Source organism: Trichococcus palustris, assembly GCF_900114465.1.
GTDB lineage: Bacteria > Bacillota > Bacilli > Lactobacillales > Aerococcaceae > Trichococcus > Trichococcus palustris.
Map to the genome: position 1 here is coordinate 1 of NZ_FOTD01000032.1, position 17,013 is coordinate 17,013.

Here is a 17,013-nt window from a genome sequence, read left to right on the forward strand (position 1 = left end):
CCCCTCTTATGGGCAGGTTACCCACGTGTTACTCACCCGTTCGCCACTATTCTCTCGATCGGAAGCAAGCTTCCAAAAGAAAGAACCGTTCGACTTGCATGTATTAGGCACGCCGCCAGCGTTCGTCCTGAGCCAGGATCAAACTCTCATGTAAATGTGGACTCTTGTACAGAAATCCTACATGTAAAATTTAAAAGCTCATTTGTTACGTTACTGACTTTATGTTTGCGATACTGCGTATCGCCTTCGTTTGCTTTGATAAAATCAAAGCTCCCTGCACATTTGGTTCGTTCATTCTTTATTCAGTTTTCAAAGGTCTAAGCGCTATCACGCTCTCACATGACAACTTCTATATAATACCATCCATTAAGTTGATTGTCAACAACTTCCGAGAAACTTTTTTTCGCTGAAGCGATATTTTATTTTTCAGGATGTTTTTTATGCTCACATGTCAATAAATCCGAAACAATAAATTCGATTTATGACCTGTCAACGAAAACTAATTTTACACGCTCAGCAAGCTTTTGGCAAGACCTTTTTAAACAAAAATTAATAATTATTAAAAAAGGTTCGGAAACGATGTCCCGAACCTCCAGCTTATTCTGACAAGTAACTGCTCCGCTGTCTATTCAGAGATATACAGTGGAGCAGTTACCGTCCGTTTGTCACTTCCAATGCGACTCTATATATTGATCTCTTCCCGAGTGGGAACGATACCCGTGATAATGCGCACCGCTCTTTTTGTAGAAGTCTTGGTGATAATCTTCTGCAGGATAGAAAGGTTGCGCAGGTTCGATGGAAGTGACGATCGGCTTATTGAATTTACCGCTGTCCTGTAACGCTTTTTTGGAAGCCTCAGCGATTTTTCTTTGTTCTTCTGAATGATAGAAGATGACCGGACGATAGGATGACCCGCGATCCACGAATTGCCCCATGGCATCTGTTGGGTCTGTCTGTTGCCAGTATACTTCAACCAAATCTTTGTAGGGGAATACAGCTGGGTCAAAGATTATTTGAACAGCTTCCGTATGTCCGGTTGTTCCGGTGCACACTTCCTCATAGGTTGGGTTTTCTTTGTGTCCGCCAGTATATCCGGATATCACCGATTCAATACCAGGCAAGCTGTCAAACGGTTTTACCATGCACCAGAAACACCCTCCCGCAAAGGTGGCTTTTTCTAACTTCTTTTCTACCATACAATCATCCCTCTCGTTTATCGTTGAGAAGATTGTATCATATTCTTTACTGTTTTCTTGGCTTTTTGCTTCAGCGTTATCTTTTGTTATTTGAATTTTCTTTCGTGATTTTTGTGACACCACCCATATACGGGACTAAAGCTTCCGGGATGGTTACAGAGCCATCTTCATTTTGATAGTTTTCCAATATGGCTGTCACGGTGCGTCCCACTGCCAGTCCTGATCCATTCAAGGTATGCACAAATTCCAGTTTGCCGGTTTCTTCATTACGGAAACGGATTTTCGCGCGGCGGGCTTGGAAAGCTTCGGTGTTTGAACAAGAGCTGATTTCACGGTAGGTATCTTGGGCCGGGAGCCAAACTTCGATGTCATAGGTTTTGGCGGCTGAGAAGCCCATATCCCCTGTACATAGCGTGATGGTACGGTATGGCAAGCCAAGACCTCTTAGGACTGCTTCCGCATCATCCGTCATTTTTTCCAATTCATTATAAGAGGTATCCGGTTTGCTGAATTTCACCATTTCCACTTTATGGAATTGGTGCATACGGATCAAACCTCTTGTGTCACGACCGGCACTCCCCGCTTCAGAACGGAATGACGGGCTCATAGCAGTGAAATAAACAGGCAAGTCTGCTTCATTCATGATTTCATCACGATAATAGTTCGTCAAAGGCACTTCTGCTGTAGGGATCAATGTAAAATTGCGTTCATCCGTCAATTGGAAAACATCTTCTTTGAATTTAGGGAATTGACCAGTACCGAACATGGACGCTTCGTTGACCATATAGGGAGGAATGATTTCAATATAGCCTTGTTTTTCCGTATGTTGGTCCAACATGTAATTGTAGCAAGCACGTTCCAAACGGGCACCTAAGCCTTTATAGAATACAAAGCGGCTCCCCGTTACTTTCGCCCCACGTTCGAAGTCCAAGATATCCAATGCTTCCGCGATATCATAATGAGCTTTTGGCTCAAAATCAAACTGACGCGGCGCTCCCCATCTTCTCACTTCAACATTGTCTTCTTCATCAGCGCCAATCGGAACAGATGCGTGCGGCAAGTTAGGCAAACGGGTTGCAATGTAGGTTGTCTGCTCTTCTATTTCATTCAATTCTTCGTCCAAAACTTTTATTTTGTCGCCGACTTCTTTCATTTCAGCGATTTTCGCATCCGCGTTTTCTTTATTGCGTTTTAGCTGCGCGATTTCTTGAGAAACGGTATTGCGGTATTGTTTCAGGCTTTCCGTCTCACTGATTTTCACTCTTCTTTGTACGTCCAACTCTTTGAATTCCGCCAAGTCTTCTGCTTTCACGCCACGTATAACCAATTTTTCTGAAACTGCTTCGAAGTCATCCCTTAATAATTTAACATCTAACATTCTATTTCCTCCTCTATCATCGTTGCAATAATAAAAAAACCATCCCACCCCTAGAATAATCTGGGACGAAATGGCTTGAACGTTCGCGGTACCACCCAACTTCAGATGCGCTTGAATAAGCCTATCTGCGCTTCATTACGATAACGGATCGGTCCGGAACAATTTAGTCAATCGCTTGTTTTCACTGTTCGCTTCATGTGCGGATTCCATAAGTAAAGGTTCAGTTTTCACCTTGCCACTGACTCTCTGTTGCGCTTTTACCTATCTACTATTCACATGCATGGCTTTGCATTATTTAATTTGTGCTTATTTTCAATAGCTTTATTTTACTCAACAAACAAAAAACTGTCAATGAACCAAACAAGCGGTTCTGACGAAGCGGCCTACTGGTGCCTGCCGGGTCAGAATCGCTTATTTTTTTAAATGCGATTAATCAAAGAATCCGCCGACAAAATCAGTTATCGTTTTCCAGACGTTTCCGAAGAAGTCTCCGACAACGCGCCCAGCTCTCACGAAAATATTCGCTTTTTCAACAGTCTTGGCCGCGGCAACTTTTACATTCTCAGACGTTTCACCGTTCAGATAACCCAACTGATCGCCTTCCATCGTCACAGCGACGGAACCTACTTCAGTGCCTTTTTCGATTGGGGCTTCGATGACACCATTTTCGTTCAAGATATCTTTAGCGGCCGTGAAAGTTGTGGTTGTTGCAATATCTTTCACGCCTTTCTCAGCGACAACGACCAAATCCTCGTTATAGACTAGGCCTACCTCTTTCTGTTTACCTTTCGCTACCGGGATCGGGGCTTCTGTCGCTACACTATCGCCTTTTGATACTAAGGTCTTTTTCTCGAAATTGGAAAAAGCGTAGTCCATCAAACGTCCTGTTTCCGTAAAGCGTTTCGTGCTTTCATCGGCACCGATGACAACCGTTATGATGCGCATGCCGTTTTCCGTCACAGTGCCGGTGAAGGAGGCGCCTGCTTCATCGGTCGTCCCTGTCTTCAATCCATCTACACCTTCACGATAATAGGCATTGCCCGGCAACATCAAGTTCCAGTTACGCATCACTATTTCATCGGATGTCCCTTCCTGGAATTTCATCTCCGGAATGGATGTCGTCTCCAGAACTTCCGGATAGTCATCAATCAGATGGTTCGCCACGGCCGCAATGCCGCGCGCAGTCATTTTGTTGTAGTCGGAGGCCGAAGACCCCGGATATATTTGACCACCCAGGAAACTGTTCGTCAATCCGGTGGCGTTGTAGATTTCGTAATTTCCGATTCCCCACTCATCCAGCTTGGCTTTCATCATGTCCACGAATTTCGGTTCCGATCCGGCTAATGTTTCTGCCAAAGCAATCGTTGCTCCGTTGGACGAATAGATCAGCGCTGCTTGATACAGTTCTTTCACTGAATACGTGCTATCTTGACGCAAAGGGACATTGGAAAGGTTGTAATTTTGGCTGATATCGAAAGCATAACCGCTCGGCCTGACTTCTTTATCCCAAGATAATTTCCCGTCTTTTATCGCTTCCAATATCAAATAGATGCTCAGCATCTTCGTCATGGAAGCAATCCCTAAGGCCTCTTCCCCATTTTGATTCACTAATACTTTATCCGTCTCGTCTTCTATTACAAATGCCGCTTTTGCATCGATCGATGGTTGTTCCGCAGCTAAGGCAACCGGCGCAGCAAGGAAGCTGCCTGCCAACATAGAAACTGCAGATACTGTTCCGACGAGCATTTTTCCATTTTTTAATATTTTTATAGTCATCATTGTTTTTTATTTCTCCAATCAGTCTTATCATTCAAGTTATATACCTTCTTATGTTATCGGAAATTCTGTAAAAAGACAACTAGAAATCCGGCTCTCAGCCGTGAAACAAGAAAAGCGGTCCAAGCCAGCCCTGCCTCGACAGAAATTTAAAGGAAGCAACGCTCCTTGCAGTCGCCTTGTACTGGTTAGTCTAAGGAATGAATTCCTAAGACTACCATGCAAATGAGCATCGTAGAGCGCAATTGCTGAGAGACTTCCTGCGTCAGCAGGTTAGTCGAACAGTATGTCTTGGCTCGCAGAGCCAAGAGGACCCTTCATCTTTCTTCCGAGAGGCAGGCTTGGACCGCTAGACATCATGTGATGACGGGATATATTTTCCCATTAGTCAAAAAAAGAGGAAGCACGCTTGTTCAAGCGTTTGCTTTCTCTTCTTTCTTCCCTTTTTGTTCCAATGGAAGGTGCAGGACGAATTTCGTCTCTTTTTCATCTGACTCCGCATAGATGTATCCGCCGTGGAGGGCTACGATGCTTTGCGCAATCGCCAACCCAAGTCCGGTCCCGCCTGTCTCTTTGGAGCGGGAATTTTCCACGCGATAAAAACGGCCGAACACTTCTTCCAGTGCCTTCGACGGGATCCTCTCGCCATTATTTTTCACGGCAATGACCACTTCGGAGCCTATTTTCTCTGCTTCAATATGGATCCAGGTAGCACCATGACCGTATTTGAGGGCATTGGAAATCAAATTATTGAAGACGCGCGCTATTTTGTCTACATCCACTTCAACCATAAGCGGATCCGTCTTCAAGAACACTTCTATCTCGACATTGCGTTTCCGCGATTCCAATTCATAATCGGCAGCCACCTGCTCCAAGAAATGGCCCAGATTGATGGTCTTCAACAGCAATGGCGTTGTCGGTTGTCTGACCCTCGTGTATTCAAATAGGTCATCGACAAGCACTTTCATTTGTAATGCTTTCGTATAGGCGATATGGATATACCGCGTAGCCTCTTCATTCGTTTCAAATTGCCCGGCTTCTATCAAACCTAAATAACCGATGATGGAAGTCAATGGCGTCCGTATATCATGGCTGACATTGGTGATCAGTTCATCTTTCGACTGCTCGATTTTGCGCTCCTCTTCCATCGCTTCAACGGTGCTTTCCACAAGGGTGTTGATGCTGTTTACAACATCGACGTAGCTTCCTGAATTGTTGGCGTCAATGCGGTAATCGAAATTCCCGGCAGCGATGTAATGCAGTTCATCCAAAATATGCCCCAGCTGCATTTGTTTATAGCGGCGGGCCAATCGCCACCAGGTGAATACCCCCGCAAAAATAGCCGCTATCCATTGGAATATATCGCGATAAATCGACATGAATGCATCCACTATCAAAACGACGCTCCGCAGAGACGGCATCTGCCGCAAAAGGACCGGTGGAGCAGAGACCAAACGAGCCAAAATCATCAACATCCCCATATAGAGGAGATAGACAATCGTTAGGGTCACCACGCCTTCAAAAATGAGTTCACTCAGTTCTTTGCTTTTCAACTTGAACAATCCAGCATTCACCCCTTCTATGCATGCAGTCCCCTAAGGTCAATCCGTTACAGGGACTGTTGTTTCACCATCAGTTTTGCATGTTATCCTCCGATCTTATAGCCTACTCCCCAAACGGTTTGAATCACTTTTTCGCCGCCGGTCGCCTCTTCGATTTTGTCGCGCAGATGGCTCACATGAACCATGACCGTTTTAGCGGAGACGATGCTTTCTTGCTGCCAGACGCGTTCAAAGATTTCATCCGCACTGAACACCCGGTTCGGATAGCTGGCCAACAAGTGCAAAATCCCGAATTCAAGTGCCGTCAATTGGATGTTCTTTCCATCCAATGTCTTCACTTCATGGGAATCCTTCTTGATGATGAGCGGCCCGACTTCGATGATATCCGACTCTTGTTCATCGACCTGTACGGCCGTGCGGCGCAACAGCGATTTGATGCGCGCCATCACTTCCAATGGATTGAACGGCTTGGATACATAATCGTCGGCACCGGTCGTCAGACCTTGAATCTTATCCATATCCGTCGACTTTGCGCTCAACATCAGTATCGGTATTAAATTGTTTTCCTCGCGCAACTCTTTCACGACAGAAATGCCATCTTTCTTCGGCATCATGACATCCAAAATGATGAGTTGGATATCCGGAAATTCTTCCAGCTTGCGGAACGCTTCCTCTCCGTCATAGGCTTTCACCGGTTCGTAGCCTTCATTTTTGCAATAGATGCTCAACAGATCCACGATTTCGCGGTCATCATCCACAATCAATATCTTTTTCATATCAACAATCCCTTCGATGTGATGCTCAGTTTTTTCATACAGGATAACAAATATTCTTAAATTTTTGTTTAAGGATGCATTAAGAATTTACGCTTTCATTATATCAGAAAGAGAAATAATAACCTTGCGATTAACGGGGTACGTACAAAAAAGATGCCCGGAACATCGTCCCGGACATCTGCGTTATATGTAGTTGCGTTCTCAATCCCTGATTATTTGGATGGCACATCCGCGACTGGCCAAATGAATCATCTTTTTATTGATGAATGGAATAGTTTGGTGCTTCTTTCGTGATTTGGATATCATGCGGGTGAGATTCGATCAAACCTGCGCCAGACATCTTGATGAATTGTGCGTTGTCGCGTAATTCCTGCAGATTGGCTGCACCGACATATCCCATACCTGAACGGATACCGCCAAGCAGTTGGAAAAGAATGTCACTAGCGGCGCCTTTGTATGCGACACGGCCTTCAATCCCTTCAGGAACCATTTTATTCGCTTCATTTACGCCACCTTGGAAATAACGGTCGCTTGAACCTTTTTCCATTGCAGCTAAACTTCCCATCCCACGGTATGTTTTGAAACGACGTCCTTGGAAGATTTCAAATTCACCTGGTGACTCGTCAGTCCCTGCCAACATGCTTCCCAACATAACCGCATGTCCGCCGGCAGCCATCGCTTTCACGATATCTCCCGAGTACTTGATTCCGCCGTCAGCGATGATGGCTTTACCGTACTCTCTTGCCACACCGGCAGCTTCATAGATAGCGGTGATTTGAGGAACACCAACACCGGCAACAACACGGGTTGTACAAATGGAACCAGGACCGATACCGACTTTCACTACATCGACACCGACATCATATAGAGCGCGCGTCGCTTCAGCCGTTGCAACATTACCGGCGATCAAAGTAGCTTCAGGGAACTGTTCGCGGATTTCTTTGATTTTACGGATAACACCAGCGCTGTGGCCATGCGCCGTATCGATGACGATTGCATCGGCACCGGCATCCAGCAAGGCTTGCGCACGTTCGAATGTATCTGTCGTCACGCCTACTGCGGCGGCGACGATCAAGCGGCCGTGTTCATCTTTGGCCGAATGCGGAAATTCGATTACTTTTTCAATATCTTTGATGGTGATCAAGCCAGCCAAACGGCCATCAGCATCGACTAGAGGTAATTTTTCGATCTTATATTTTTGCAAAATAGCTTCAGCGTCCTTCAAAGAAGTTCCGACAGGAGCGGTTACTAAATGTTCTTTGGTCATGACGTCGCCGATGGGCACTTGATAATCAACAATGAAACGCAGGTCACGGTTCGTTAAAATTCCGACTAATTTACGCTCTTCCATATCGTTGACGACCGGCACACCGCTGATGCGGTATTTGCTCATCAATTTTTCCGCTTCCACAACCAAATGATCAGGGGTTAAGAAAAATGGATCGATGATGACGCCACTTTCAGAGCGTTTTACTTTATGCACTTCTTCTGCTTGCGCTGCGATGGACATGTTTTTATGAATGACACCTAATCCGCCTTGACGAGCCATTGCGATTGCCATTGCTGCATCAGTTACCGTATCCATACTGGCACTGATGATTGGAATATTTAAGTGCAGGTTTTTAGCTAAATCGATAGACAGATCCACTTCATTCGGTAACACATGACTTTCCGCTGGCACCAATAATACATCATCAAAGGTAAAACCTTCTCTAGCGAATTTCGTTTCCCAATTTGACATTCTCAATGAACACTCCTTTTATTTTGCTGATTTTTTATCTCTTAAACTACCACCATGGAGACCTTCCGTCAAGTTCAAACATTCCTTTATCATCCAATTCTCATATACGCGCCGTTTTATCGAATGCACAGGCATCCTCATCTCATTAACGTTCGCTTTTTATGCGTTTTATCATTTTTTTCGCTTGTTTTTTGAAATTTCATTATCCAAATACGAAAAAAAGCCGAAATGCAGGAAACTTGTTCGCATTTTGGCTTTTTGTTTCGGACGGCCTATAAAATACCGCCGACGATATGATATTTTTTCTTCAAGAAAACCTTGGCGACGAATCCAACGACAGCAACTGCGATATAGGCAAACGCCGGCAATTCAAAGTTGATGCTTGCAGGAAGGAACGTCATCGATACGGTCATGATCAGCATCCAGGCCAGCATAGAACCCGTTGTCGCAAAAATATACTTACCAAAGCCCTTTTTGCCTTTTGGAGCATCGGGATTAGGCGAGAATTTGGAGATGACAAGCATAGCCAAACCGCCGATGATGAAATTCAGGATAAGACTGATCAGCCCCATGCCGACAGCACCGCCTTTATTGGCGCCCAATAGAGATACTCCTGAAATCAACGCAAAAATGGATCCCAACAATAGGCCGCCATCAACGGCAATCAGCCAATCAGCTGAACGTTCAGATGCATCCGCTTCAGGTTTACCCAATAGCTTTTCTGCACATTCGGCAACCGTCCCGTACATTTGGCGGGCTGTTTTACCTGTTTTTTGCGCATTCACCAATTCTTTCATCATGCGGTTGTAGATTTCTTCTCTGCGTTCTTCGGCTATATTTGCGGCCTTCAACGTCTTGTCCAAACCAAGCAAGTATTGCTCGTTTCTTTTTGTCAGTTTATGCCTTAATTCTTGGTTTTCGATTTTTACTTGCCCTGCGTTATTTGTTGTTTCTTCCAATGGAAAATCCTCCTTAAGTACGTGCATTGCGGAACCCGATTGTTATCGCTTTTATAACGTTGCACAAAAGGCAGAGACGGCGACTGCTTTCCGAATGAATGCTGAAAACGATAAAATCTTCCGCCTTCTTCGGCCACAGAGCCGCTCTCCTGCCCTTCATCACATCCTGGATTAGACGTTGAACCTGAATTCCATGACATCGCCGTCTTGGACGACGTAATCTTTGCCTTCAAGTCTTACTCTTCCGGCTTCTTTGGCTGCCTGCATGCTGCCGTACTGAAGAAGATCGTCATAGGAAACTGTTTCTGCGCGGATGAAGCCGCGTTCGAAGTCGGAGTGGATGATGCCGGCAGTCTGCGGCGCTTTCATCCCTAATTTGAATGTCCAAGCGCGTACTTCTTTTTCACCAGCTGTGAAGTAGGTTCCCAGGCCAAGCAATGTGTAAGCTTTTTGAATCAATTGATCCAATCCGGATTGTTCGATGCCTAATTCCTTCAGAAATTCGGCTTTTTCTTCGTCATCCAATTCAGCAACTTCTTCTTCGATGCGGGCGCATACGGTAACGACTTCAGCGTCCTCTGTAGCTGCAAAAGCACGGACAGCTTGAACCATTTCATTGTCTCCGCCGGCTATGACGTCCTCTTCGGAGATGTTTGCGACATACAGAACCGGTTTTGTCGTCAAAAGGAACAGGTTTTTTACGTACACTTCTTCTTCTGGTGTGAATTCGATTGTGCGCGCGGATTTGCCTGCTTCCAATGTTTCTTTGATTTTGTCTAAGATCGCTAATTCATATAGAGCATCTTTATCTTTTGTGCGCGCAATTTTGCTGATGCGTGTGTAGCGTTTTTCGATGGATTCCAAATCTGCAAAAATCAATTCCAAGTTGATGGTTTCGACATCATCCAATGGATCCACTTTGCCGCTGACGTGGGTGATGTTGTCGTCTTCGAAACAACGGACAACATGACAAATGGCATCCACTTGACGGATGTTGGCTAAGAACTTGTTCCCCAGGCCTTCCCCTTTGCTGGCGCCTTTTACGATTCCGGCGATATCCGTGAATTCAAAAGTGGTTGGGACTGTTTTCTTCGGTTTTACCAATTCGGTTAATTTGTTCAAACGTTCATCGGGTACTTCTACGACGCCGACGTTGGGATCGATGGTGGCGAATGGATAGTTTGCTGCTTCAACTCCAGCTTTGGTGATAGCGTTGAATAGGGTGGATTTCCCTACGTTCGGTAAACCGACGATTCCGGCTGTTAATGACATTTTTTCACACTCTTTCTACTGTTAATGACTTTTTTTATTTTTATGAACCTATTCGGCAGGTTGTTCTGCTTTGACCAATACTTTTTTTAACTTCTTCTCAAATTCACGGCGAGGCATTAAAACCATTTGTCCGCATTTCAGACATTTGATACGGATATCCATGCCCATACGGATAATTTCCCATGAATTATTTTTGCATGGATGCGGCTTTTTCATTTCCACAACATCATGCAACGCATATTCTTGTTGCACCACGGATACATGCACCTCTTTCTAATTTCATCTCATCTTGTCGTAGTGGCGTTCTGAAATGCAGGCACTTTGCATTTTAGATGCCCCTTGCCATTGCGCGGTATGCTCATGGTCAGCGGGACCCTAAAAACGCGGTGTGCCTGACTTGCATTTCATCTCATCCTGTCAGTCGTCAAAAGAGATCTGCAGGATGTCCAATATTCTGGTCAGGTCAGTCGGGGAAAGATACTCGATCTCGATCTTCCCTTTTTCGCCTTTGCTGGAGATTTGGACCGATGTGCCGAATTTATCCATCAAACGCTCTTCGCTTTCCATTATATAACCTGGTTTGTTCTCTTTTTTCTTTTTGCGCGTTTTTTTGTCGACTTCTACCGGATTGTTCAATTGTTGGACAATCGCTTCCAGATGGCGGACGGTAATGCCCTCCTCCATCGCGCGTTTGGCCAATTCGCTGATCAATGATTCATCGTTCAATCCCAGCAACGTGCGCGCCTGACCCATGGAAAGGGAACCTTCCTGCAACATGGCTTTCACGTCCTGCGGCAAACTCAACAGGCGCAGGTGGTTTGCGATATACGGACGGCTTTTGCCCAATCGTTTCGCCACTTCCGCCTGGGTCAGCTTCAACTTGTTCATCAAGGTTTGATAGCCTTCCGCTTCTTCCAAGGGCGTCAGATCTTCCCGCTGTAGGTTTTCCAGGATTGCAACTTCAATCATGGCTGTCTCATCGAAATCACGGACAATCGCAGGAATCGTTTCTTTTCCGGCTAAACGCGATGCGCGGACACGGCGTTCCCCGGCAATGATTTCATATCCTTTGACACTGGATTTGCGCAGGATGACCGGTTGGAAAACGCCATTCAAGATGATCGAATCCGCCAATTCCCTTAAAGCGGAATCGTCGAACGTTTTGCGCGGTTGATAAGGATTTGGACGAATCTCATCTAAAGGAATCTCTTGGACAGTTTCTGTTTTCTCATCAATCTTCTCGATATCTTCAAAGTTACTGAAAATGGCATCGATGCCCCGCCCCAAGCCTTTACTGTTTTTATTCGCCATCTTCTAACACTTCCTTTGCAAGCTCAAGGTAAACTTCCGCTCCTTTTGAACGGATATCATAATCAACGATTGATTGACCATAACTTGGCGCTTCCGACAAACGGACGTTGCGTGGGATGATCGTTTTGTATACTTTTTCTTTGAAGTACTTCTTCACTTCATCCACTACTTCAAACCCTAAATTCGTGCGGGCGTCCAGCATGGTCAACAGTACGCCTTCCAATTTCAGGTCTTTGTTGAAATGTTTTTGGACCAAGCGGAATGTGTTCAGCAACTGACTTAATCCTTCCAACGCATAATACTCACATTGAACCGGAATCAGAACGGAATCGCTGGCCGTGAAAGCATTTATCGTCAAATGTCCCAGCGAAGGTGGGCAATCAATGAAGATGAAATCATATTGATCGCGCAGGCCTTGTACGGCGTCATGTAGACGGGATTCCCGATGCGGTTGATTCGTCAATTCGATTTCTGCGCCTGCCAACTGAATCGTCGCGGGTACGACCCACAAATTTTCTCTTGAAGATTCACTGATGACATTTTCGATCGGTTCTTGATTCACTAATACATCGTATATATCTTTTTCAACATCTGCTTTTGAAATGCCAAGTCCGCTTGTGGCGTTCCCTTGGGCATCGCTATCTATCAATAATACTTTTTTACCTAAATAGGCCAAAGAAGCTGCCAAGTTAACGGTGGTCGTTGTTTTCCCAACGCCGCCCTTTTGATTTGCGACTGCAATAATCCGTGCCATCTGTTCTCCTCCACTTTCTATCCATCCATTCGAATGAGCGTTTCCGGTAATTCTCCTCTACCTAAAAAAAGGAGAAAAAACGATAACTGCGTTCTTTCTCCTACGCATTTCTTCAAAATGAATCGCTCATTTATCGCTCAGTATAAAAACTATATGTCTATTCATAAAAAAGGCTATAACTTTACCAGACTATTGTAACAAAAAAAATAAAAAAAATATAGAGCCTGATGAAAAGCGTTCAACCTCCGTACTGCGGAACGAATGGAGATGATGAAATCTGCTTTTGTCATTCACTTTTTCAGAAGCGCCATGGTCATACGGCCCCTTTGAATCAGCCTGCCCAAAAGGGGGCATTCGGTGCGCTGACGACACATACGCCGCGCAATTGGGAGCAGCCACAAAAACAGCACAATCTCCGTTTTAATACCAAGAGATTGTGCTGTCCTTACGGTCAAGATTTACAACGGATTTTTATTTGGAGTCCCCGGTTTTCTCGGGTAGGTTTTCGGCGTCTCTTTTGTCTTCTTGATCTTCACGATATGGCGTTCGCCCGCATCGTTTGGTAATTCAAAAGACAGATCTTCTTCCAGTTTTCCGCCAAGCAAGGCGATGGCGCGTTCTGCATCTTTCAGTTCTTCTTGTGTGCTGCTCGCTTTCATTGCCACAAAATAACCGCCCTTTTTGACCAGCGGCAAACACAATTCGCTCAATACACTCAGGCGGGCAACTGCGCGGGCAGTGACCACATCGAATTGGGCACGGAACTTCTTGTTTTGCCCGAATGTTTCCGCGCGATCATGGAAACAGGATACGCCTTTCAAACCCAGTTCAGCGACCAATGTCTCCAAAAAGGTGATGCGTTTATTGAGCGAGTCCACGATTGTGACCTGCAGTTTTGGAAAGGCAATTTTCAATGGGATGCTCGGGAAACCTGCGCCTGCGCCGACATCGCACAGATGCACTTCTCCCGCTGCAAAGTCCATATAAAAGCCGAGTGTGATGGAGTCATAAAAATGCTTCAAGTATACTTCATCGGGTTCGGTGATGGCCGTTAAGTTGATTTTTTCATTCCATTCGCGCAGCAAGCGCAAATAGATTTCATATTGCTTCAATTGCGTTTCATCTAAGATGATCCCTTTTTCTGCAAGGGCTTGGGTAAATTGTTCTGGATTCATAAATTTTCCTTTCATTGACGGCTGTCCCTGTTTTTCTACTATTATACTTTATCCTTAAAAAGACTACCATACAAGGAATTATTCACAAATATTAAAAAGAGCGGTCCCTAATAGCCGCCACCACCGCCACTAGGCTGGGCAATCGTAAAGTCAGCCGTCACTACCTCTCCTTCCATTTCCTTCACGATCCGGTAAAGACCGGGTTTCAATTCGCCCGCCAAAATCCCCAAATCGACACTCTCCAGATTCTCGCTATGCGGTGCCAAAATTACTGCAAGTTGGTTGAATACCGGTTCCCCTTTAAATGGGACTGCATACCATTTCCCGTCCACCTTTTGCTCGACAGCAAATGCCACCCCATAGGAATACTCCTTGTCCGTATCGTTCCGGATCTTCAGCTGAATGTTGTGCGTTCCGGATACATAGGATGTCTGGGTCGTCGTCATCACGACGCCTGCCAATTGATTTAAGCCTGCTTCATCATATTTCGATGGCACCAATGCAGGCTGAGCTGCGCAACCAGTCAACAAAATCAGGACCACGAACATGCCAAAAAAAAGCATCCGTATCCTCGAATCCTTTTCCATTTCTTTTCCTCCTTCAAATCATGACAATTGAACGGATACCCCACCTTTTTCACCATTATACCGCAATTTCCAGGGAAATACGTCTTTGGATACTTCCCTTTGGATAAGCCGCAGGCTATGAAATGAAAGATTTCATCAAACAGACTGAAAGCAACCAAGCCAAGGATTTTTCTGGTTGGAAGTCAAAGAGCCGCTATCCTTTTTTGATGGGATAACGGCTCTTTTTATTTTCTAGAAGGTCACATATTCGTTCAGCATGTTCGCGATGATAATTTCCAGTTCCACAAAGGTGTGGGCGATGCGATCCGGATTTTCGGCCAGCAATTGTTCGCAGGAGCTGCCGCCCCAGGTGATGCCGATGGTCCGAACCTCCGCGAGTTTACCCATCTGCATATCGTAGATGGTGTCCCCGATCATCAAGGTATCCTTTCTGTCAGTCGGGATTTCCTCCCAAGCCCGGTAGATGCCTTCCGGATTCGGTTTGTATTGGTCGACGTTATCCGATCCGATTACGACTTCCATCAGATCCAGCAGATCGACTGCAGCCAGATTGCGAAGCAACGCTTTTGAAGCTTTGTTGGAAACGACGCCCAAACGGTGCCCGTTCCCCTTCAGTTCCTCCAGTGATTCACGCGCCAAATCGTAGGGCTCCAATAACAGCTGTTCGTATTTTTCATATATCTCCCAAAAAGCAGCCATGAACGTAGCCATTTCTTTCTCAGATAAACTGTTGTTCAGGTAGCCTGTAAATTTCACAATATGCGGTTTTCCTCTGTCGTTTTGTAATTGCGCGAGCGTCGGAGCAGGATAACCGAACTGTTCAAATACATCCATTGCAGCCATTTCGCTGATCTTGCTTGTCTCTGCTAAGGTGCCATCAAAATCAAATAATAGTAATCCCATGTTCCATCTACCCCTCAATAACATATTCTAACGACTATGGCCGGATATAGCTATATCCCTCTTCTTGACGCAACACTAACTCCGCGATGCCGGCAGGCACAACCTCTATTTTCTTATCGGTCAGGCTTTTTTCAGCGATCCGAAATTTTTTTACGGCATTCCCGCAAGCGACGAAGCGTACCCCTTTTGCTTGCAGCGACTGTATCTGTTCCGAAAGGCTGTCATCCAGATATCCTTGGACAGCTTCACTGTTTGCCAAAATTTCTAAGCTGACATTTTCCAGAGCATGCAATAGATTTCTTGCATTGCCCAGATTCAATGACCATTTGGCTGTTTCATCTATGTGAAAAATAACCCGATGCATAGGTGCCCTTCTCTCCAGGAATACAAATATTTGTTTATACAAAGTATAACAAAGAAAAACTTCGGAATAATGAGGATTTCTTTAGAATTTGGAGAGAATTCAGTTGTTTTCTAACGATTTACAAACCAATACACGAACGTTAAGCATTAAAGGACCAAAGAACGGACGTTTTTTTCCTAATAAATTTATTTGACGAGCTCGATTTGTGCATCACATGTAAGCATTTGCTTACTTTAATGGAAAGGCGGCCTCTTTTGGGTGGATTACGCTATGATTCGTTTGACTAAAAACAGATACACTCTTATCATTCTAGATAACGCCACTAAGAAAGCAGGAATTACTATGGACCGTAAAAAAGACTTGCGCCAACAATTCGAAAAAATACCTGTAGAAGCCGGAATCTATCAAGTGAAGAACTTGCAAAACCAGAAAATTTTCATCGGAAAAACTCCTAACCTGAAAACCCTGAATGGCATGAAGCACATTTTGAATCTTGGTGCCAACAACAACAAAGCGTTGCAGTCCGAATGGAAACAGTTCGGGCCGGACGCCTTTTCCTTCACGGTTCTGGAGCTGTCGGAAAAGAAGCAAGGCGATGCCTCCTTCAATGAGAAGAAAGAATTGGAGAGGCTGGAGGAAAAATGGCTGACCGCGTTGCAGCCATACGGTGAGCGTGGTTATAACCGACCTAAAGCCTGATCCGGCGTACAGGCGAAAATAAAAAAGGAAGAAGTCCACTTTTCGTGACTTCTTCCTTTTTTGGTTTTCTTATCTGTTTATGTTTTGACACTCCCACGGCTAAAGCCGCAAGTCCAACACATTACGGTGTTAGGATGGGATTCTTGAGTACCTTAACGAACGCAGGCCATTTCTGTTTTGTCCGGTCTCGAGTTTAGGGTGTGCCATCACCCCTCCCAAGGCAGGTCTCTTAGACCCTTGGGCACCCAGACTGTTACCATCTGGATTAGATTGTTCTGGCGATGTTCAGGGCGCCGACCCTGTCGCGGTGGGAGTGATACCCGCATCCGCAGTTATAGTTCCGGTCTTTCACTTTGTTGCGTTCCCCGCACATTGGGCAGATTTGGGACGTGTATTCGGGATTGATGTAGACTACCTTTATACCAAGTTCCCGCGCCTTGTACTCAATAAAGGAAGACAATTCATGGAAAGTCCAGCTATGCAGGTTCGCTTTGTTTTTTCCTCTTAGCCTTGAGGTCCGACGGATGCCGGAAAGCTTTTCCAGATGGATGGTACCGCAG

The 17,013-nt window shown here is 45.2% G+C and carries 17 protein-coding genes and 1 rRNA gene; 1 reads left to right on the forward strand and 17 read right to left on the reverse strand.

What is annotated here, in order from left to right; all coding sequences use genetic code 11:
* From BM101_RS13020 to BM101_RS13095, 16 genes are all read right to left on the reverse strand, one after another.
* Positions 1 to 154 (reverse strand): 16S ribosomal RNA (locus BM101_RS13020); the annotation flags it as partial.
* 511 nt (positions 155 to 665) lie between these two features.
* Entirely contained in the window at positions 666 to 1,196 is a 531-nt protein-coding gene (gene msrA, locus BM101_RS13025) for a peptide-methionine (S)-S-oxide reductase MsrA (RefSeq protein WP_087034237.1), read from the reverse strand.
* 76 nt (positions 1,197 to 1,272) lie between these two features.
* On the reverse strand, positions 1,273 to 2,574 hold the full coding sequence (gene serS, locus BM101_RS13030) for a serine--tRNA ligase (protein WP_087034236.1): 1,302 nt from the start codon (positions 2,572 to 2,574) through the stop codon (positions 1,273 to 1,275).
* Between the two features lie 429 nt (positions 2,575 to 3,003).
* On the reverse strand, positions 3,004 to 4,353 hold the full coding sequence (locus tag BM101_RS13035; protein WP_245825859.1) for a serine hydrolase: 1,350 nt from the start codon (positions 4,351 to 4,353) through the stop codon (positions 3,004 to 3,006).
* Between the two features lie 410 nt (positions 4,354 to 4,763).
* Positions 4,764 to 5,912 carry a sensor histidine kinase gene (locus tag BM101_RS13040; RefSeq protein ID WP_245825858.1) on the reverse strand — a complete coding sequence of 383 codons (1,149 nt, stop codon included), beginning with the start codon at positions 5,910 to 5,912 and terminating at the stop codon, positions 4,764 to 4,766.
* An 83-nt stretch (positions 5,913 to 5,995) separates the two neighbouring features.
* Positions 5,996 to 6,688, reverse strand: a complete 693-nt coding sequence (locus tag BM101_RS13045) for a response regulator transcription factor (RefSeq protein ID WP_087034235.1) — start codon at positions 6,686 to 6,688, stop codon at positions 5,996 to 5,998.
* 256 nt (positions 6,689 to 6,944) lie between these two features.
* Entirely contained in the window at positions 6,945 to 8,429 is a 1,485-nt protein-coding gene (guaB, locus tag BM101_RS13050; RefSeq protein ID WP_087034234.1) for an IMP dehydrogenase, read from the reverse strand.
* 272 nt (positions 8,430 to 8,701) lie between these two features.
* Positions 8,702 to 9,388, reverse strand: coding sequence for a DUF1129 domain-containing protein (locus BM101_RS13055; protein WP_245825852.1), 687 nt, complete (start codon positions 9,386 to 9,388; stop codon positions 8,702 to 8,704).
* 171 nt (positions 9,389 to 9,559) lie between these two features.
* On the reverse strand, positions 9,560 to 10,660 hold the full coding sequence (ychF, locus tag BM101_RS13060; protein WP_087034232.1) for a redox-regulated ATPase YchF: 1,101 nt from the start codon (positions 10,658 to 10,660) through the stop codon (positions 9,560 to 9,562).
* Between the two features lie 48 nt (positions 10,661 to 10,708).
* The gene (locus BM101_RS13065) at positions 10,709 to 10,912 is read right to left on the reverse strand and encodes a DUF951 domain-containing protein (RefSeq protein ID WP_087034240.1); all 204 of its coding nucleotides are present in this window, start codon (positions 10,910 to 10,912) and stop codon (positions 10,709 to 10,711) included.
* Positions 10,913 to 11,077: 165 nt separating this feature from the next.
* The gene (locus BM101_RS13070; RefSeq protein ID WP_087034231.1) at positions 11,078 to 11,971 is read right to left on the reverse strand and encodes a ParB/RepB/Spo0J family partition protein; all 894 of its coding nucleotides are present in this window, start codon (positions 11,969 to 11,971) and stop codon (positions 11,078 to 11,080) included.
* Positions 11,961 to 12,725: a ParA family protein gene (locus tag BM101_RS13075; RefSeq protein ID WP_087034230.1), complete on the reverse strand. Its 765-nt coding sequence runs from the start codon at positions 12,723 to 12,725 to the stop codon at positions 11,961 to 11,963. Before BM101_RS13075 ends, BM101_RS13070 begins: the two co-directional genes overlap by 11 nt.
* Positions 12,726 to 13,183: 458 nt before the next feature.
* Positions 13,184 to 13,900 (reverse strand): 16S rRNA (guanine(527)-N(7))-methyltransferase RsmG, encoded by a 717-nt coding sequence (gene rsmG / locus BM101_RS13080; RefSeq protein ID WP_087034239.1) that lies wholly within the window; start codon positions 13,898 to 13,900, stop codon positions 13,184 to 13,186.
* Between the two features lie 107 nt (positions 13,901 to 14,007).
* Positions 14,008 to 14,487: an immunoglobulin-like domain-containing protein gene (locus BM101_RS13085; protein WP_087034229.1), complete on the reverse strand. Its 480-nt coding sequence runs from the start codon at positions 14,485 to 14,487 to the stop codon at positions 14,008 to 14,010.
* A gap of 231 nt (positions 14,488 to 14,718) precedes the next feature.
* Entirely contained in the window at positions 14,719 to 15,390 is a 672-nt protein-coding gene (locus BM101_RS13090) for an HAD family hydrolase (RefSeq protein WP_177194525.1), read from the reverse strand.
* A gap of 34 nt (positions 15,391 to 15,424) precedes the next feature.
* Positions 15,425 to 15,754: a DsrE family protein gene (locus BM101_RS13095; protein ID WP_087034227.1), complete on the reverse strand. Its 330-nt coding sequence runs from the start codon at positions 15,752 to 15,754 to the stop codon at positions 15,425 to 15,427.
* Positions 15,755 to 16,096: 342 nt separating this feature from the next.
* Between BM101_RS13095 and BM101_RS13100 the strand changes: the two genes are divergently transcribed.
* Positions 16,097 to 16,453 (forward strand): GIY-YIG nuclease family protein, encoded by a 357-nt coding sequence (locus BM101_RS13100; RefSeq protein WP_087034226.1) that lies wholly within the window; start codon positions 16,097 to 16,099, stop codon positions 16,451 to 16,453.
* 265 nt (positions 16,454 to 16,718) lie between these two features.
* Here BM101_RS13100 and BM101_RS13105 read toward each other — a convergent pair.
* On the reverse strand, positions 16,719 to 17,013 hold a 295-nt coding region (locus tag BM101_RS13105; RefSeq protein WP_143084474.1), incomplete at its 5' end, for an RNA-guided endonuclease TnpB family protein.